General features: G+C 60.8%; 18 protein-coding genes and 2 pseudogenes. 3 read left to right on the top strand and 17 right to left on the bottom strand.

The window, feature by feature from the left end:
* Window positions 1-53: 53 nt before the first annotated feature.
* The 17 genes and pseudogenes from FOA17_RS02180 to FOA17_RS02100 form a co-directional block, all read right to left on the bottom strand.
* Entirely contained in the window at window positions 54-1,079 is a 1,026-nt protein-coding gene (locus FOA17_RS02180) for a TrbL/VirB6 family protein (protein WP_149139856.1), read from the bottom strand.
* A complete protein-coding gene (locus FOA17_RS02175) occupies window positions 1,079-1,498 on the bottom strand; it encodes a hypothetical protein (RefSeq protein WP_149139855.1) in 420 nt (139 codons plus the stop codon). Before FOA17_RS02175 ends, FOA17_RS02180 begins: the two co-directional genes overlap by 1 nt.
* Window positions 1,499-1,514: 16 nt before the next feature.
* Window positions 1,515-2,549, bottom strand: coding sequence for an ATPase, T2SS/T4P/T4SS family (locus tag FOA17_RS02170; RefSeq protein WP_149139854.1), 1,035 nt, complete (start codon window positions 2,547-2,549; stop codon window positions 1,515-1,517).
* A gap of 1 nt (window position 2,550) precedes the next feature.
* Complete coding sequence (locus FOA17_RS02165) at window positions 2,551-3,876, bottom strand: TraB/TrbI/VirB10 family type IV secretion system protein (RefSeq protein ID WP_149139853.1); 1,326 nt, start codon at window positions 3,874-3,876, stop codon at window positions 2,551-2,553.
* Complete coding sequence (locus FOA17_RS02160; protein ID WP_149139852.1) at window positions 3,873-4,574, bottom strand: TrbG/VirB9 family P-type conjugative transfer protein; 702 nt, start codon at window positions 4,572-4,574, stop codon at window positions 3,873-3,875. Before FOA17_RS02160 ends, FOA17_RS02165 begins: the two co-directional genes overlap by 4 nt.
* On the bottom strand, window positions 4,571-5,218 hold the full coding sequence (locus FOA17_RS02155; protein WP_149139851.1) for a VirB8 family type IV secretion system protein: 648 nt from the start codon (window positions 5,216-5,218) through the stop codon (window positions 4,571-4,573). Before FOA17_RS02155 ends, FOA17_RS02160 begins: the two co-directional genes overlap by 4 nt.
* Window positions 5,219-5,232: 14 nt before the next feature.
* Window positions 5,233-6,030 (bottom strand): type IV secretion system protein, encoded by a 798-nt coding sequence (locus FOA17_RS02150; RefSeq protein WP_149139850.1) that lies wholly within the window; start codon window positions 6,028-6,030, stop codon window positions 5,233-5,235.
* Window positions 6,027-7,193 (bottom strand): lytic transglycosylase domain-containing protein, encoded by a 1,167-nt coding sequence (locus FOA17_RS02145; RefSeq protein WP_149139849.1) that lies wholly within the window; start codon window positions 7,191-7,193, stop codon window positions 6,027-6,029. Before FOA17_RS02145 ends, FOA17_RS02150 begins: the two co-directional genes overlap by 4 nt.
* 4 nt (window positions 7,194-7,197) lie before the next feature.
* Entirely contained in the window at window positions 7,198-7,413 is a 216-nt protein-coding gene (locus FOA17_RS02140) for a hypothetical protein (protein ID WP_028095514.1), read from the bottom strand.
* Window positions 7,410-9,794 carry a VirB4 family type IV secretion/conjugal transfer ATPase gene (locus FOA17_RS02135; protein WP_149139848.1) on the bottom strand — a complete coding sequence of 795 codons (2,385 nt, stop codon included), beginning with the start codon at window positions 9,792-9,794 and terminating at the stop codon, window positions 7,410-7,412. Before FOA17_RS02135 ends, FOA17_RS02140 begins: the two co-directional genes overlap by 4 nt.
* The gene (locus FOA17_RS02130) at window positions 9,784-10,062 is read right to left on the bottom strand and encodes a VirB3 family type IV secretion system protein (protein WP_009574151.1); all 279 of its coding nucleotides are present in this window, start codon (window positions 10,060-10,062) and stop codon (window positions 9,784-9,786) included. Before FOA17_RS02130 ends, FOA17_RS02135 begins: the two co-directional genes overlap by 11 nt.
* A gap of 21 nt (window positions 10,063-10,083) precedes the next feature.
* Window positions 10,084-10,398, bottom strand: coding sequence for a TrbC/VirB2 family protein (locus tag FOA17_RS02125; RefSeq protein WP_051692172.1), 315 nt, complete (start codon window positions 10,396-10,398; stop codon window positions 10,084-10,086).
* A pseudogene (locus tag FOA17_RS02120) lies at window positions 10,395-10,718 on the bottom strand (lytic transglycosylase domain-containing protein); the annotation flags it as partial. The gene FOA17_RS02125 and the pseudogene FOA17_RS02120, both read right to left, overlap by 4 nt.
* 69 nt (window positions 10,719-10,787) lie before the next feature.
* Window positions 10,788-11,573 (bottom strand): TniQ family protein, encoded by a 786-nt coding sequence (locus FOA17_RS02115; protein WP_149139847.1) that lies wholly within the window; start codon window positions 11,571-11,573, stop codon window positions 10,788-10,790.
* Window positions 11,570-12,490 carry a TniB family NTP-binding protein gene (locus FOA17_RS02110; RefSeq protein WP_275259723.1) on the bottom strand — a complete coding sequence of 307 codons (921 nt, stop codon included), beginning with the start codon at window positions 12,488-12,490 and terminating at the stop codon, window positions 11,570-11,572. The genes FOA17_RS02115 and FOA17_RS02110 overlap by 4 nt, the downstream gene beginning before the upstream one ends.
* Complete coding sequence (locus FOA17_RS02105) at window positions 12,450-13,835, bottom strand: Mu transposase C-terminal domain-containing protein (RefSeq protein ID WP_275259722.1); 1,386 nt, start codon at window positions 13,833-13,835, stop codon at window positions 12,450-12,452. Before FOA17_RS02105 ends, FOA17_RS02110 begins: the two co-directional genes overlap by 41 nt.
* A gap of 395 nt (window positions 13,836-14,230) precedes the next feature.
* Window positions 14,231-14,677 (bottom strand): annotated as a pseudogene (locus FOA17_RS02100) (hypothetical protein); the annotation flags it as partial.
* A 230-nt stretch (window positions 14,678-14,907) separates the two neighbouring features.
* On the opposite strand from FOA17_RS02100, the gene FOA17_RS02095 reads away from it, so the two are divergent.
* The 3 genes from FOA17_RS02095 (at window position 14,908) to repB (ending at window position 18,390) form a co-directional block, all read left to right on the top strand.
* Entirely contained in the window at window positions 14,908-15,795 is an 888-nt protein-coding gene (locus tag FOA17_RS02095; protein ID WP_203232255.1) for a recombinase family protein, read from the top strand.
* A 440-nt stretch (window positions 15,796-16,235) separates the two neighbouring features.
* On the top strand, window positions 16,236-17,444 hold the full coding sequence (gene repA, locus FOA17_RS02090) for a plasmid partitioning protein RepA (RefSeq protein ID WP_008030564.1): 1,209 nt from the start codon (window positions 16,236-16,238) through the stop codon (window positions 17,442-17,444).
* A complete protein-coding gene (repB, locus tag FOA17_RS02085; protein WP_108437633.1) occupies window positions 17,434-18,390 on the top strand; it encodes a plasmid partitioning protein RepB in 957 nt (318 codons plus the stop codon). The genes repA and repB overlap by 11 nt, the downstream gene beginning before the upstream one ends.
* The last annotated feature ends 129 nt before the right edge of the window (window positions 18,391-18,519 follow it).

Below are 18,519 nucleotides of genomic sequence, written 5' to 3'. Positions count from 1 at the left end.
AAATGCGCCTACGACCACAACGAATAGTGTTCTGACAAGAACCTCCTCTACACTTATTGACTCAATCGTTTCGCACGCTCGGCCATCCTAACCACCTGTATACCGACCGTCGCTGCCGCCGCCCGCATAGCCGCTGGACTCTCCACAACACCTCGTCCAATCACTTCACCGGTAGTCAACGCCCCGATCCGTGACCTCCCTTTGACGCCCGCTGTATTGAAGATCCCCCGCATGATCCCGGTCGATCCTGCGATCACAGCGGGTGCCGCAGCCACCATCAGGTTACCCGAGATACCGCGCACGATCAGGGGTGTTGCTGCGACGAAACCCTTCGCCAGAAAGACCATGACGAAGAACGGTACGAGCGCGCCGATGTTGGTTGCCGAGTTTGGCTCACCGAGTTGGGCCAGCAGCGAATTCGCCATGCCGACGACGGTCGAAAACATCGCTGCGATGACGATGGGGTAGAAAGCATAGCTGACCGTCGTCGAGACCCACCTATGGAAGAAATCCTTGGTCGCGTCGAAGAGCGACAGTGCGATCATGATCGGAGCGAGGCCAAGCATAAGTGTCAGCATCATCTTGGCGAAGATGAGTACGATGCCGGTCATGAAGCCGAGAAGGCTGAGGAGCACCAGGCCAATGCCGCCGAGGATCGCTCCGGTCATCCAGTTGAGGTTGTTGCCGATAGCGTTAAGGTATTGGCTGAACTCTGTAATCAATCGGTCGAATTCGGCTGCGAAATAGGTAGCGCCCGCCCCGCCGCCCCCGACTGATGAAATCAGTGCGCCCGCCACATAGTCGAGCCCACCAATGACTGCATTTGCGACAGCGTTGAAGTTGGCCCAGTTGAAAGCGAAGACCCCTATCAGCATCAGCTTGATCAGGTACCAGAAGAAACTTGCCCCATCCATGCTGCGGAACTGGAATGCCATGTTGACGCAGACGCCGATCAGCGAAAGCGTGACCATCAGCAGGACGATCGTGCCGGTATTGCTCGCCACGGTCCCGAACTGGGACTCGGCCGCATCGGCGAGGAAGCCGTCGGCGGTTCCAACCATCCAGCTGACGATGCTCATTACCAGTTGCCTTGCGCTTCGCAGATATCCTGGACGGCGCGGGCGATCTGGTTCTGTTCGTTGCGGAGGGCCAATTGGGCTTGAGTGTGCTCCGCTTGGGTGTTGCTCGCGAACTGTTCCTCGTACTCGGTCGAAGCGGCATCCCAAGACGGGAAGCGCACATCACAGCCGCAATCGCCACTTTCGTTGATCGTCTCCCATGACCGCAACTCGTAGAGACGCATCAACGTCAGCGCCTTGTAGGCTTCCCGCGGATTGATTTCGTCCATCCAGGTCGGGCGCGCCGGACGATCGTTGCAAATCCGGTACTTTTGAGGCGACATATCGACCGTGAGATCGTTTGAGATCGGAGGCGAAGTCTGCGCCATAAGGGGACCCGCCAAGGCGGCAAGCATGAGTGCGAGAATTGGTTTTCGCATCTGGGGGGGTCCTTTTTTACTCAGCGGCAACGGAGGGGCTCTTGTTGCCTGTGCCGTCGACCGTGTCGAGGTTCAAATCTGTGGTTTGCCCCGGGAGAAAGAACTCGGTGATCCCGCGCGCGCCTTCATGGCGGCCTGCCTGTATGATCACGTCGATCGAGCCCTCAATATAATCGACCATGTCGGCATAGGTCATCGGCACATCGGTCTTCAGCGCAGCGATGGCGAGGCGGCGGACAGCGAGTTGCGGGGTCTCGGCGTGCAAGGTGGTCAGTGAGCCGCCATGCCCGGTGTTGATCGCCTCGAGGAAGGTCATGGCCTCGCGGCCACGGACCTCGCCCAATACGATCCGGTCGGGCCGCATCCGCAGGGTGGAGGCCAGAAGCACATCGGCGCTGCGGGCCTCGGTGTCCCGGTCGGCGATCAGCGTTACGGCATTCGGCTGCTCGGGCCGCAATTCGGCCGCCTCCTCGATGGTGATGATCCGTTCCTCGGGTGCGATCAGCGAGAGGATCTTGCGCGCCGCGACCGTTTTGCCGGTCGATGTACCGCCCGAAACGATTATGTTGAGCTTGTTCTCGACGCAGAAGCGCAGCGCGGCGTCGATGTCGCCGGACCTCACCACATCGCGCAGCGCGGCGTTCCGTTCCCGGCGCAGACCCTCAAGGCTGCGCTCCTTGCCATAGAGAAATCCGAGCCGGATCGCCTCTAGCGGCAGGGAGGAGAAAAACCGCAACGATATCGAAAACCCGCCCTCGACTGCCGGCGGCTGGATTACCTGCGCGCGGATCGGGCGATCTCGATATAGGATTGAGACCGAGACAATGGGCTTCTTCGTGCTGAGCGTCGTCGAGGCAGCGGAGGCGATCTGGTTGCCGAGGTCCTTGATCTCGGTCTGGCTCAGCGGGCTGCCGAGACCTCGCATGAAGTGATCGCCCTGGAATTCGCCCCAGACTTGTCCGTCGGGATTGATGCAGATCTCGATCATGTCGTCGCGCAGGATCTCGGGGCCGAAACGGTCGAGCGACGCTTCCAGATAACTTGCAGCCATGTCAGAAAATCTCGAGGTCACGATCAACCATGACCGTGATCCGTGTACCCTGATCGACATGTATCACCGGCCGGATCGCCAGATAGTCCTGCATCACGCTTTGCGTACTATCGCGCAGATCGGTGCCGACATCACTCGCAACATCGGCCGCCGCCTCGCTGTCGATTTGACCCGCTGCAGCCGCAGGCAGGGCGCCGATCAAGGAGATCAGCGCGGCGGAGCCGAAGCGTTGCGCGAAACGGGTGTCGACAAACCCGGTGGTGCCAGTACGGCCGAGTTCGTCTCCACCGAAGGCGCTGATCTGAACGGTCTGATTATCGGGAAGGATGATCCGGTCCCAGGCCACCATGACGCGCGATTGGGCGAGTGCGACATCGGAGCGGTAGCGCCCGATCAGCCGCGCGCCGCGCGGGATCAGGATACGCGTTCCATCGAAAGAATGGACGTCTTCCGAAACGATGGCGCGGATCGCGCCGGGCAGTGTGCTGTCGAGGGCCGTCTCTGTCACAGCCTGAATCATGGTGCCCTGAACAACCGTGTTCGATGGGTTAGCGATCACTTCGGCACGTGTCACCTGTGCAGGTTGCGCGCCCGAACGAACAAAGGCTTCATCTGCATTCAGACGTGCGGCTTCCAGCGTATTCTCCCTATCCGCACCTGCGCCCATCCCGGAGAACGCGATCATAGGAGACGCGATACGCTCTGCGCGGGCCTCAGCTTCAGCAGCGCGCCGCCTTTCGAGTTCGGCCAGCCGCAATTCTTCTTCACTTGGTCCCAATGAGGTCGGCTCTGGTGGTGCAAGCCGTGCAAGCTCCAAGTCCATGCGGAGCTGATCCAATTCGCGATCCCGCTCGGTCAGTTGCCGCTCGAGGGCCCGCTGAGCCTCGGCGGATGCTTCCTGTAAGGTGGCAATTTGCGCCGTCAGGTCGGCAATAGCCTGCTCCGCCCCGCTATCCGCGGCCTCGGCCGGTCTTGCGCGCAGGTCCTTGAGTTCCGCTCTCAATGTCGCAAGACTTTCCATCAGCGCGAGTTCCGACTCGCTCGGACCTGTGTCCGCAGTCGGGGCTTGGCTGGGCTCCGGGGCAGAAATCGGCGCCAGATCTCCGAATCCGGGGCCGCTGCTCTGGAACTCTTCCGGCGCGGCGGTCGCCATTGGTGTTTCTGCCGACGGCTGCAGGGCGGCCCACGCCAGACCACCTGCTGCGGCGATGCCGACGACTCCAAGGATCGCGGCAAGCGGCGCAGGCCGCTTGTTGGCCTTCGCTTTGCCCGTCGATCCTTCGAGAGCCGCGAGGCGCGCGGCGAGGTCTTCCGTACCTTCGGTCATGATGTGGCCTGTCCTGCGTCCTGGACGCAAATCACCTCTTCGCCAAGGCGAAGGACCCATTGTCGGTTGACGCCGGACACGCGGATGACGCCGTCACTCAAGGCTTGGCTGTTGACCGCGCGTTCCCTGCCGTTCGAATATCGGAAGATGGCGGGCACCGGCGCATTCCGTGCGAACCGGAAATACGTGAAGGTACCATCATCCCAGATGGCCGTCGGCGTGAACTCTTCTCGGGCGCTGACCGCATAGTTCGCATTCGGCGCATCGGCCGCAACCGCCCTGGTGGGTTGCACGCGGTTTTCAGGATAGCGGAACTGCACAACATAATGCGGCGTCTCCCGGGCTTCGACGACATGGAAGTAGTAGGAGCGGCGGTTGGTGTAGACGGTGATGTTGGTGGCGACGTTAGATGCTGTCGGCTTGATGGCGAAGGCACGGCCACCCGGGACACCGTCGAACTGAAACCCGACCGTATCGCCGGCGATGATCGAGCGGATGGTTTCACCCTCACCGAATTCGACTGTGGTGACGCGGGTCAGAGTCGTGACGACACGGTAAACCTGGCCTTCAGTCCAGGTCGCGACGCGCACGCGATTGTCATGAGAACCTGGGCGGGGCGTAGTTTCGGCCAAAGCAGTCGTTCCCGCGAACGCGAGAATACTGGCGGCCAGCAGCGCAGAGATTGGAGTGCGAGTCATTCGGAACGGTCCGATCGGATGGCATATTGGGTAACGGTGAAACCGAAAGGGTTTTGCCAAACATCGTCGATCGCGCGGGTCCGCTCGGGCCGGAATTCGAACATCAACGTGGCAGTGAACGATCCATCCTGTACCCCCTGAGGGCTGGTCAGGCGCTTTCTGAGCCGCACCTGGGCGCGGTTATCGCCAATAAGGGTGATCGATGCGATCTCGACAGCCATCTCGGCCGCAGCCCCGTAACGCGTCGGCGGATAGCTGTCCTGCTCCGATGTCCACATCGCGCGCATGCTGGCCTCGGCCGATCCGGAAGACTGTGCCAGGACACGGCGGACACGAAGATCGTTGTCGAGCTGGTTGTAGGTTTCGCGGTCGAAAATGTAGCGGTAGATTTGCGCTTCGATCACGGCAGGCCGTTCGGCGAGCGACACGGTTTCAACCGTGGCATTGGGGAGCGCCATCCCGGTCGCGGGATCGTAGGGCACAACCACGGGAGGCGGCGTCTCGACCATCAGCGCGACAGCCGCAGCCGTCAAACAGCCGAATACGCCAAAGCCTGCCCCGGAAATGCCGATCATCCGCCAAAGCTGTTCCCGGCGCAGGGCACCGTAGACAAGTTCCTCTTCCACGAGCTCGCGCGCAGTCATCACCCCTGCCCCACTCATGGCTCAAGATCCGGCAAGGTGAAGTCCATGTAGCGGCGTTCTTCGGCAACCGTGGCGGCGTCGACCACGCCTGCATTGCCTGCGCCTAGGGTTTGGATCGCTTCCAGCTCCCACATCCGGGTCATGGCGATGGCGAGTTCCGCCGTGACGCGTGTGTTATGATCCATCGAGGCTTTGAGATCCTCCATGTCGGGGATCATCTCGACCAGACGTTCCACCCGTTCGAGAGACTGTTCCGCCTCTGCGTGGCTGTTCTGCGCCGCCGCCGACATCACAGCACCTGTGGTGGCCCGCGTGGCCACGCCTTCGGCGCCCGGATTGCCGCTGGTGGCGATCTCGCGGAGTGAATCCTCGTCGAACCCGGCGCTTGCCAGCGCCTGTTCCATCTGCGTGCGCATGGGCCCGGCATTGGGCCCGATGAGAGCGCTCCAATTGCCCGCCTGGATGCCTCGGATCAGGCCGGGGATGTCTTCGAAGTTGGCCTCAAGCAAGGTATCGAGGTCCCCGCCCATGGCAAGTCCGAGGATGCTGCGCGGCCCGGTGAGCGAGGCATACATCTCGTTCAGCTGATCGAGTTGGCTTTGCAGCATGCCCAGTTGCTCCAACGCATTGTCCAGAAGATCGGTCTGGATCCCGAAATCCTGCAGCATCTGTTGAAGCTGGCGGATTTCCTGAGCAATGTTCTGGGTGTCCACCGTGGGCACACCCTGTGCCGCGACAGGTCCGGTGACATTGAGGGCGAGCGCGAGAGCGATGCTACCGGCGAAAAGGGAACGGGGCAGGCGCAGGTTCAACGCAAATCCTCCTGACTGAAATCCATGTATTGCCGCTCGACAGCTTGCGCTGCCGCCAAGGCGATCTGCTCGGCGCTGAGTGGCTCGGTTCGGGCGGCCTTGATCCGGGTCCGGATTGCGACCAGCCGGGCCAGTTCGGCCCGGGCATAGGTGTTGAGCGCGATGGCCTCGTGGAGATCCTCGGTCTCACCGATGCGGGTGATGATGTCCTGAACCCGCAGGGCGGCGGCACGGACCGAAACCAGCGAATAGTCGCCATAGACCCCTGCGCCGTGGGCCGAGAGGCTGAAACTCGCGTTGGCGAGGAGCACAGGGTCGATGGTGCCGAGCGCATCGATGCCGCCTACGGCCGCGAGGTAGCTGTTGTACTGCTGCGGGATCACCACGACATAATGCTGGGTTTCCGCGAAGGGTGGCACACCGCCATAATCCTGCACATTGCCCGGCCCGGCGTTATAGGCGGCGAGCGCATGGATAATGTTGCCATCGAACATGTTCAGCATTTGTGCGAGGTATCGCGCACCGCCGGTGACCTGCAGATAAGGATCGTCGTAATAGGCCGGGTAGATCCCGAGATCGCCCGCGGTATCGGGCATGATCTGGGTAAGTCCGAAGGCACCCACGGGTGAGCGTGCCCCGATCTGGAAACGGCTTTCCTGCCAGATCAGCGCCTGCAAGAGACAGCGCCATTGCACGAGCGAAAGACCTGCGCGGCCGACCCCGGACAGACTATGGGTGTCGCGTGCTGCGCGGATGATCAGCTCCTCGATCCCCTCCCTGGCATCGCCGAACATCCGCGCTGCCGCTGGATTGGTGTCCTCGGGTGCATAAAGACTGGCGGCCGCGCTTTCGACGTCGTCTACCGCCCCCTGCCCCGCCTCGAGCCCTGCCACGGTTCCGGCCACGTCTCCAGCGCCAAGCGACATGGCATCCATCAGCCCTTCGAGGGAGGCGAGTTGCTGGCGCTCGATTTCGGCCAGTTCCTCCTCGCGGCTTAGCCGGTCCTGCTGCAATGCCAGGTCCCGATCGGTCTGCTCAAGGATGGCCTGCCGCTCTGCGAAGAGGCGCAGATCGAAGGTCGGCACGCCTTGGGCGACCGCTGGCCCCGCCGTGGGACCTGCCAGTGCAAAGCCGATCATCGAGAGAGGAAGCCAGGTCCGCATTGGCTCAGCCGCCCGCCCCCAAGAGGACGAAATCGCAGGCCGTGTCGCGGCGCGTAACCTCCGCCCCCATGGTCGAGATCGTGGCGGTGGCGGTTCCTGCCTGCGCAGGAGCCTCGCGAAAATTGAAGCAGTTGGCTTGCGGGGGGTTATGCTGCGCACAGGCTGTCAGGGTCAGGCCGAGCCCGAGCAGCACGACGCTGCGAATGATGGTACGGGTCATGTCACTCTCCAGAAATCAGGACGTTCGCGATAATCGGCGCCGACAAGCGCTTCGCCCTTCTCCATTCCGCCAAGGATGGTCACGAGCGGGCCGAGCGCGCTGAGATCGGCATCGATCACGACGGAACCACGGTCGTCGCGTACAAGCGCGAGCCGCGAGGCCGAGCCGACGCCCAGAAGCACGTCGAGCTCTTTCTCGGTCAGGCCGAGCATCGCGTAGTCAGCGGCGCAAGCACGAATGTTGGGCAAGAGCACCTGCGTCGGCACCGCTTCCACGATGGTCTTGCCGGTGCGCGTGCGCTCGAGCTGGCTGGCATATTGCGTCATCATCACGACGACGGCGTTCTGCTTGCGGGCGGTCACCAGCCAGTTGCTGAGGCGCTCCGCAAAGTAGGCGTTGTCGAGGGCTTTCCATGCCTCGTCGATGACGATGATGGTGGGCTTGCGGTCCTCGATCACCCGCTCGACCCGGCGGAAGAGGTAGGACAGGACCGCCATGCGTTCCCGCTCGCTCTCGGAATCGAGGATGCCGGTGAGGTCAAAGCCCGCGACGTCTCCATCGATGCTGAAACTGTCCTCGGCATTGGCCCCGAAGATCCAGCCGTAGCGACCCTCGGCCGTCCATTCCTGCATACGCTCGAAGAGATCGCCCTCGTCATCGGTCGAGACCAGCAGCGAGGCGAAATCCAACCAGTTCCGTAGGCCCGCATGTCCTGCGCTCGCGTTCTGGCGTACCACCTCCTGCAGTCGGTTGGTCTGCACCGGGGTCAGAGGCCGGTCGCGGCGCTCGAGAAGACTTGCAAGCCAGTCGGCAAGCCAGGCCTGCCCGCGGGCGTCGATCTCGGTTTGCAGAGGGTTCAGACCCGTGGGTCGCCCTGCCCGCACCGTCGAATAGCTGCCGCCGAGCGCGCGGACGGCCATCTCCATGCCCGCGCGATAGTCGAATACGAAGACCCGCGCACCTGCCCGCCGTGCCATGGTCATCAGGAAAGCCGCCAGGACGGATTTCCCGGAGCCGGGACGGCCGAGGATCAGCGTGTGGCCTCCCGTGGGCTCGCGATCCGGCGCGCCCTGTTCGTGGAAGTTGAAGCGAAAACCACTGCGCTCTGGCGTCGGGAAGAGTGTGATCGGCACGCCCCAGGGGACTTCCCGCCCTGTCTTTCCGAGCGGGGTGCGGTGGAAGGTGGCGAGATCGGCGAAGTTGTGGTTCGTGATTGCGGCCTTGCGGCTGCGCGCCCCTGTGTTCCCGGGATGCTGCGCCATGAAATGCGCCCGTGCCCCGAAGGCTTCCGAGATCAGGTTGATCCCGGAAGTGGCGGAGATGTTGCGGATCTCGGCCGCGATATCGTCAAGCGCAGTCTGGGTGCGGGCATAGACGGCCACGGTCATGTGGTGCTCGCCGAAGATCAGGCGTTTGGATTCCAGATCGTCCTGCGCGAGTTCCAGTTCCTGGGCGAGACTGACGGCTCCGTCATTGGCGGCCTGCATTAGCCGCAGCTGCCGCTTGATCCGGCCCGCCATGATGTTGGCGTTGATCGGCACAAAAGAGTGCGTGACCACCATGTCGACGGGCAGATTCAACTCGTCGAGCATCAGGCTATCGGTCTTGGCGGGGTAGTTCTTCACCGCAAAGATCGCCCCGAGCTTGTCGCCGACGGCACCGTCCGAGAGTGCGATGGTCGTGCCGCGGAAGGTGACGCGCGTATTGGCTACGTCCTCGGCGATCACACCGAGGCGCGACCGGGGAAAGAGCGGGTGCTCCTCGCCCGTGTTGAGTGAACCGAGGAAGCCCAGAAGCTCTCCGGTGCTTGCAGCGAGCAGGCGGGGCTTCAGCTCATCGAAGGACGACAGCAGAAACCCCACAACCTCGTCGAGCTTGCGCAAGCGGCGGGTGGTGTCAGCCGCATGTCGCGAGCGAGACGCCCCAAGTCCGAACGGCAAGCGGCTGCCGGTCTCAGGTCGCTTCAGCACGGTCAGGGTCAGCGTCTTGTCGCGCAAGCCCGCGCGGCCGAGATGCGCGTGCCATCGTTTGTCGAGGGCGGCAGCAAACCCCTCGCCCGGAATGGGCGGCAGGGTCACATCGACCGCTTTCGAGACCTTGTGCAGGTAGAAGGAGAACTCCGTCCCCACCTGCGCGACGATGCCAGCCAGCAACCCTCCGATCCGGTCGAGATGCCCGTTCTCGCTCGTGGTGCTGTTCACCCCTTCGAGGCGGATGCACTGCATCAGTTCGTTGCCGCGTGTCCGGATCGTTCGGTCGTTCACGAGGCTCACATAAGGCAGCATCATTGAGAGCCGCTTCTCGCCCTTGACCCATGCGGGTAGCGCGGTCAGTGGATCGATGGCGTTCTCAACCTCATCGGCAATTCCATCACGGGGCATAGCTGTCGCCTCCGTGCAGCTTGCGGTTCGTCGTGGGCGGGGTTTCCTGCAGGGTGATCACCAGGACATCGAGGAAGTTCGGATCCCAGTCTGCGGCCTTCCAGAGCGCCGGCCAGGCCAGCCCGGCGAACACAGCCACCACCCAGCTCTGCACCCAGAGGAACAGAAGCGTCGAGCCGAAGAGCCAGACCATTGCGTACATGATCGGCAAGCCCATCAGCTTGGGTGGCCTGAGAAGGCCGATGAACACGCGGGACTGGTCAGCCATGGCCAAGAACTCCGGGATTGCTCAGGTGGTCCAGATGGCGGCGACGATGGTGGGTGCTGCGGCGATGCCCGCGATTGCAACCACGACCCAAAGCGCCTGACGAAAGTCGAGGATGCCAAAGAGCCAGGAAAGGAACACCCCGATCAGTGCGAGCGTGCCAATCACGATCCCCAAGGGACCGGTGATCGCATCGACAATGCCTTGAAGCAGGGTCTGTACCGGCGAGAGGTCGATGCTCTGTGCAAGCGCAGGACCCGCCAGCAAGATAAGGGCCATCGCGCCGGACGCGGTGATCGCCCGCGTGCGGAGCACGCTTTGACGTTTCCTCGATGTCATGAAAGATCTCCTCTGAGCCGCTCAAACACGGCAGTCACACGGGCCACATGCCCTTGGGTTTCTCGAAAAGGGGGGATGCCGCCGTGGCGTGTGACCGCCTCAGGGCCAGCGTTGTACGCCGCAAGGGCCAGAGAGCCCTCGCCGAACTGGTCGAGCATCATCAGCAAGTAGCGGGCTGATCCGTCGAGGTTCTGCGCAATGTCATGTGGGTCAACGCCGAGGTCGCGGGCGGTATCCGGCATAAGCTGGCCAAGGCCTATGGCACCGACAGGGCTACGTGCAGCCGGATTGTATGCGCTCTCGACTTCGATGTTGGCCCGGTTGTCGCGTTGCCTTTAAATCCGACACACCGCGCGTTGGGCAGCGTTTGTTGCCCTTAAACGTGGCATTCAGACGCCGGCTCGTTGGGGTCTTTCCCTGTTTCGCAGTACGATCCGGTCAACTGCGGCAAGAAGGCGGGGCTCCTTTTCAAACGCACGAAGCAAGGCAACTCTTGCGTACCCATCGAGGCCAGTGCTGAACATTGCCGCTTTAACAAGTGGACGTGACTGAGCTGCAGCGATGGCGGCAAGGCAGAAGAGTCTCACGTCGGGTCTGGGACTTTGAAGGGCAAAGGCCGTATCGGCGCGAACGGACTTGAGCGCCTTGGCATAGGTGGCCGCTCGCATGGCGCGTCGAAGTTTGTTGGCGCAGTTGGACGTCACCGCGCTTTCGAGCAGCCCTGCCCCGCTTCGGGCACGACGCACCAGCTTTTCGGATAGTCGGTTGCGATCAGGCTTGATGAGGATCGAAAGGAGTCGGGTGCCGCAGATCTGGCAGTCGAATGCCCACAACTTCCGCCACTGTTTGAGCGCTATGCCACGCCGAGAGCAGTCGGGACACGACTGGAACGCAACCTGCGCCGTCATAAGGGCTTCGGTTTGGGTCATTGTCCCAAAGGTAAGGGACTGAACAGTTTCAGCGGCAACACGGGCCGCAATCGATATCTTTTCTGCTGTGGCCGCGGCCACCTCAACTTCAAAATCCAGCATGGCGACCTGTCGCGTCTCGACTCCGATATGCGCCAAGAGTTCGTCGACCTCACAATGGTTGGTGACCGCCAGTCGCGTCAGCCATCCAGAAAGCAGCTCATCCGCAATAGGCGCGACAGTTTTCGGCAACGGGCGCTGCTTCAAGCTCTGGCCTTCTCAAGCCGCCGTTGGGCATTCGCATGGCGCGACCAAACCGGTGTCCATTTAGCAACTGCATCGTCAGTGATGCATTCCTGACCGGTGACGATTGCGTCGATAGACAGGTCCTTGACCAAAGAAAAGATGCGCGAGGTCACCCCGCTGGTCAGAGCCAGTATCTGCTTGAGCGATTTAACCTTCAGATTGGACTTCTTCGCGAGCGGCATGGCCGCGATTAGGGTCTGGATCATATCCGAGAACTCCGCATCATCGCGCCAGTTCGGCAGGTGGTGTTCGTCTAGGCGTCGCGCGAGTTGGACATCGCCACGAATGGCATCGACCGCTTCGCTGACTCCGAAGCAAATCAGCGATACCTCGAGTTCATTGCTGAGATAACGTAGAACATTCAGGAAGCGGCGTTGTTCGCGATGGGTTCCCGCGAGGAGGTTGTGGACTTCGTCGATCATGATCATCCGAAGTCCGAGGTCGCGAAGAAGGCCAACAACGCGGACCTCAAGCGAGGCGACACTCTGGGCCCGCACGCTTAGCGCCGATGACGGAGCGCCGACGGCAGCGAGGATGTGCATATAGAACCGACGCTCGTCCGGGGCCGGTGGTGCCTGCAAAAGAAGCAGCGCAGTGCGCGTGATACCTGTCTCCGGATCATATTCCGGCGCATACCTGCGCGACAGGTTGCGGGCGATCATCGTCTTGCCGATGCCGGATGCCCCATGCACGAGAAGGCCCGGCATTCGAGTCTGCCGTGGCATCTCGATGAGACCTTGCAGCCGGTCCAGCACTTGTTCCGCCCTCGGAAAGCCGATCCAGATGTCCGATTGAATGAGGGCGATACGGCCGTCTTCTATTGTTTCTGCCCTCAATTCACCAGCGCTCCACCTTAAACATGGGGCGCGATGTATCACCGGTGTCGACTGGTCGCAGCCCCTCCGACACCCGATCATCGGTGACCAGACCCTTCATCGAAGAATTCCTTTCACGGGATCGGCGCTCTGCCTTGGTGAGCGCGCGGCTTTTACCCTCGATTTGGCGTTGCTGCCGGATCAATTCGGCGAGAACCAGTTCATTCGTGCCCACTTTCCCCATGGCCCGTGCCTTTTGCATGGCCTCGCGGTATTCCCAGAGTGACACCGGCGGGATTTCCAGGTTGCGGTACCGGGCCTCGACACATCTGCCGCCGTCCAGTTCGACCCAGACGGCCGAGAGATCGCGGGGATCGTAGCGTACGACCACCTTTCCGTCCCGGCGACCGACATAGCCCGCGAGGGCGTCGGACCAGTAGCGCAGGTCGAACAGGTGGATGCCGTCACGACGCACCTGCCGCAGCTCACTTGGCAGGAAACTCACCCGAAACGCCTCCATGTCGAAAGGGATGTCGCCGGACATTTCCCCGGCGAGCGCTTCCCACTTGGCGACGGGTGTGCAGCCAAGGCTCGAATGAATGCTGTTGTTGTAGCGACAGATTTCCAAGGCAAACCACCGATCAAACTCTCGCAAGGTCATCGCCGCCATGGCTTCCGCATCATAGCCGCCCTTGGCCGCGACCGACGACTGCGTTGTTCCTGGCAGGAGATGCACCGCACCCATCATGGTCCCGATCAGCCGCTCGACATGCCCACCAAAGTGAGGACTTCCCGGCGGGCGATAGACCAGATTGATCCCCCATTCTGCGCAAGCCGATTGAAAGGCACGGGATCGAAAATCGCGGCCATTGTCGACGTGAATGCTGTCGGGCTTGCCCTGCGCGGGCCACGGGACAGCACACTCGAGATCGGCCAAAAACTCTGCTTTGGGCGCAATAGCACGCGTGAGGCACAAAGCCACCGAAAGGCGAGACGGCGCTTCAAAGCTGACGTGGTATCCCGTAACCATGCGCGTGGCGATGTCAATCGCCAAGGTCACCCAAGGCCGGCCGATGGGTTTGCGCTCGAAACTGTCGACAAGGATGATGTCCGCTGGTGTGTGATCGATCTGCACAACGTCCAGCGGTCGTTCTGATCTGTTCCTTCCCGTCACCGGCGCAAACCTTTGGCGCGCTACCTTTGCGCCCTCGCGCGCTTTCATGACTTCGCGGGCATCCATTGCATCAAGCCGTCGCTGAACGGTTCGGCGCGTCGGGGGCTGAAGCCCCCTCTCAAGGCAGGCACTCCGGATGTCTGTCACAACTCGCGCTAGGCTGGGGCGTTCTCGCCGAAGGTAGTATCGAGTCAGATGGTCTTCGATGATGCCCTCGACATCACCGGGCACCATGACCGACCCCGTGGGTCGACCACGTTTGCGGGGAACAAGAGCGCTTGTCCGGCCACCTTCCTCTGCAAGCCTACGGATCCAGCGCCAAACTGTGGTCTTGCTGACGCCAAGCTCCCAGACTGCATCACGTATGCCGCTCTCCAGGCTCCCGGTGCGGTTGAGATACGCCTGTACAAGCGGTCGAAGGACCGATGCCCGGCGCAGCGCCTCAGCACCAGCATCGCCACCTTCTTCGTCATTACCTTCTATCGCTGCCAACCGTCTAACCCCGTGAACCCTGTGTCAGATTTAACGGCAAGTATGTCGGATTTAAAGGCAAGATAACATATTTAATGGCAAAGCCGCCCCGTTGAATTTGTTGACTTTCGCATACCGCATTTAAGGGCTACGCGACACCCACCCGTCAAGCGGCGCACGGCCCAACCGAGGCGGCTCAAAGCTCCGGCGTCTTCTTGTGCGCCTGAAAGTCGAAGCGCAATCCAGAGCGCCAAACGATCGGCACCGATCCGTTCGCCCACGAACCAGCTGAGGTCTGCCGCTTCCAGCAATGCCAGCCGGTGTCGCCAACCCACCGGTCCGCGTCGCAACCGATCGTCCAGCGCGCCAAGCCGGCCGGCAGTCCGAGCCAGACGCGCGGCAAGCCCGGATTCGGCCCGGGCCCAATCGTCGAGGATCGAGGTTTCCGATCGCTCGGCCCGCGGTCCGGGAGGCAGGACGTCGGGCTCCTCTTCCAACGGACCGGGTAGGAACCACAAATCCTGATCGGACGGGTCATCGGCCTCAACCTTTGTGTAGCCGATGCCGTCAAATTCGTCAGGAATGTAAATAGGGTGAGGCTTCATGTGTGCAAAATACGCGCATTATGCTCACTACCCAAGTAAATTCGGGGGCGCCCTCACCTCTCCTTATATAGAATGCGCGGGTGCGACCTCGCATGACCACCCCAATAGCTCAGCGGGCAAGCAAACTAAGAGGTTTCGAAGGAATGGCGCCACAGAGATCGGGCTTGCGTCCGTTTATAAACGGTCGTTTACTCATGACATCCGCAATTGCAAAAGAGGCCCCCTGCCCCGTGCCACTCATCGGATACGCGCGTATTTCCACCGAAGATCAAACCGCCCTGCCCCAAGTTCTGGAGTTGCGCTCCGCAGGCTGCGTGGAAATTGCCGAAGAGCAAGCCTCGGGCGGCAGTCGCACCCGGCCTGTTCTGGCGCGTGTGCTGGATCAACTGCGCGTTGGCGATACACTTGTCGTGGTTCGGATCGACCGCCTGGCCCGTTCACTCTCTCACCTCTTGGAGATCATTGAGCGGTTGGAGGCGAAAGGCGCACATTTCCGATCCTTGCAGGATCCAATCGACACGGCGTCGCCTCAGGGCAAGTTCACCTTGCAGGTTCTGGGTGCGGCCGCCGAGTTTGAACGGGCCTTGATACGCGAGCGCACCAAGGCCGGGTTGCGATCTGCGAAGGCAGAAGGGCGGGTTGGCGGCAACCCAGGCCTAAAGGCGGGCGACCCCGTGGCAATCCGCAAGGCAAGAGCCGCGCGAGTGGAAAGCCATTTCCAGAAACTGAATGCCAGTGCTGAACAGTGGGTGCCGGAAGTGCGCCGTCTGAGACCGGGCCTGCCTTGGGAAGACGTGCTGCGCATCGTCAATTCAGGTCTGCCGAGCGAGGCGCAGCCTTGGTCCCTGCCCCGCCTGATCCGTGCTGCCAAAACCTTCGTCCGCGAAGGCCTGCTGCCAGACACTGTCCTTTCCCGTGCGACCGCATCCGACAAGGATGATCGCCTGCCCGCCATCGTCGCGGGCATCAAAGGCGCAGATCCCAAGATGACTCTTCAAGCCATCTGCGACCGGCTAGAGACCATGCGCGAACGGACACCTAGGGGCCGCAGCAAGTGGGAGCCGTCATCGGTCAAGATGATCTTGGAGCGGGCGAAGAAGTTGAGACTGTTGTATTAGGTAACGCTTTTCGGTGCCCAATAGGCCAAAAGGCATTCTACCGACGGGCTCAGACGAAGAATCGCTTGCGATGCTCACGCGAACACGATTGCCGTGGTCAGGTCTGCTACAGCGTTACTGAGCCTGGTCAGAGATTTTCCAAGCATCACGCGTAGGTTCAAGGGCGTCGGGTCCTGTGGATAAGTCTCGCGACATTTTCTGTAATCTTTACAATGTCCTACACCCAATCTTTAACAGGTCACGTTAGCCTTTTCGCATCATATGGTGCCATGGTCCGCAGAAAGCACAAGATAGCTGCACAAGATTTGCCTTGAGTTTCTTCCCGACGGGCGTCATATCTGTAACGCGAAAACTAAGAAAACGACGTCCACTGCGTTCCTGCTGGCACCGATCGACTGCAGATCACGGGTAACGCTTAAGAGATGTCTCGAGACAGGCGAATGATGATGCACCAAGTGTTGCATGACAAGCTCAAGGCAGACGCAGAGCGGCTTTCTGAAGCCCTTGAACATATGTCGAAGCTTTTTCTGGCACCAAAGGAAGAAAAGACACTCCGCGCCTTCACAAGCGCAGAGGTCGGAGAGTTGTTGCGGGTGAGCGACGGCTATCTGCGCAAGGCGCATTTCGACGGCAGAATTCCAGAAGTCGAACAGGGACCGGGTAACAAGCGCCTTTATTCCGCCGAGAACATTCTCCAGATCCGCAACATTCTGGCTCAGAATGCAAAGGATCCGTTTCAGTTCCTTCCCGGTCGGCGACAAGGTGACAAGCTTCAGATCTGGTCAACCGTCAACTTCAAGGGCGGATCCAGCAAAACTACGACCACCGTGACTCTCGGGATGAGGCTCGCCCTGCGTGGATACCGTGTGTGTTTGGTCGATGCAGATCCTCAGGCCTCACTGACGACCTTCTTTGGATACCAGCCAGAGATCGACTTCCGTCACGGCGGCACGCTGTATGATGCAATTCGCTACAACGATGGCGAAACGTCCCGGGTGCCTATCGTGGACGTTTTGCGCAAGACCTACTTCCCGAACCTCGATCTAGTGCCCGGCGGGATCATGCTCTCGGAATTCGAAACCGAAACTCCAACCGCGCTGAGCCGTGGCGAACAACCCGTCTTCTTCAATCGGATCCGCGACTCGCTACGACAGGTTGAAGACGATTATGACATCGTTTTAATCGACTGCCCGCCTCAGCTTGGCTATCTGACGATGGCGGCGGTCTGTGCATCGACGTCGCTTCTCATGACCATCATCCCTGAGCGTGTCGACCTGGCCTCGGCCAGCCAGTTCCTGACGATGGCGTCGGGCGTGTTGGAAGTCCTGTACTCGAACGGTGGCATCGGCGCGTATGACAATTTCGCCTACCTCCTGACGCGCTTCGACACCGCTATCAGCACGCAGCAGGACTTGTCTGAATGGCTCAGGCAATTGCTAGGCGACAGTGTGATCAAGACGCCCTTCGTGAAGTCTTCGGCGGTTAGCGAGGCCGGCCTTTCGCAGAAGACAATCTTCGAAGTGGACCTCGCTACGACCAAGAACCGAAAGACTTATGAGCGAGCCCTAGAGTCGGTGATGAGCTTTTCAAATGACATTGAAAAGATGATCCAGTCAGCATGGGGTCGAGGGGGCACAAATGAAGCGTGATCTTCTTGCCAAGAGCCTAGCACAAATGGGCTCAAAGCCTTTGGTTGCTGCCGAGGCCGGGTCGAAGGTGGACGAAAGCTCGCCTCGTTCCCTGAGGAGCATGTCAGACGTCCTTTCTCAGGTCTCGGCACAAGCCGCCCAGGACGTAGATGTCAATGAGATCGGCGATTCTGAAATCGCGGATCGTTTTGACGTATCCGAAGGGCTTGATGATCTGATCGAGTCTATCAGGACATCAGGACAACAGCTCCCTGCACTGCTCCGCTATCGCCGTGGCCCTGGCCCTCGCTATGAGGTGGTTTACGGACGCCGCAGAATTGCCGCGTGCCGCGTGCTTGGGATCAAGGTCAAGGCTTATGTCAAGGAAATGGACCACCGTGAGGCGCTTGTCTCACAGGCCCTGGAAAACTCTGCGCGCCTAGAACGCAGCTTCATCGAACAAGCCATTTTCGCCACCAAGCTAGAGGACCAGGGCTTCACCCGGGCCGAGATCGGCGATGTGCTAGCTGTCGACAAGGGAACGCTAAGCAAACTGATTGGCGTTGCCCGAGACGTGCCCGACGCAGTGATCTACAAAATTGGCGCCGCGCATGAAGCAGGCCGTCGCCCATGGCTGGAACTGCGTCGTCTGGTCAAAACCGAAAACGCCCCTTCAGACAGTTCTGTCCTCTTGCTTGTTCCTGAAGAAGGCACTGCGGCAGAGAAGCTCAGCGCTGTCATCGATGCGCTGCAGAAGGTTGCGGATGCACAGCAGAACGCAGCGGAGTCTGCCGCCAAGGGCCCCTCCCCTGCCCCGCTCAACAAGATGCACGCAACTTCGGTGGCTTTCAGGTCCAAAGGCCAACGTCTTTTGATCGAGGTTTCCGACAAAAAGGAGCGCGGGTTCATCAACTTCGTGGAGACGCAGCTTGAGCGCCTCTACAAGGAGTGGAAAGAAAAATCATGACGCCGAAACGGTTAAGTGATTGATCTTTATAGGGTTGGCCATGGTCAACCCTAGTCAAACAGGCAAGAAACAATCAAAAAGGAGGCAGACGTAGCGCAAAAAGAAACCCCCCGAAGGCGGTGAAGCACT

Origin of the sequence: Gemmobacter caeruleus (genome assembly GCF_008271655.1) — a bacterium.
GTDB lineage: Bacteria > Pseudomonadota > Alphaproteobacteria > Rhodobacterales > Rhodobacteraceae > Gemmobacter > Gemmobacter caeruleus.
This window is presented reverse-complemented; position numbering and strand designations above follow the sequence as displayed.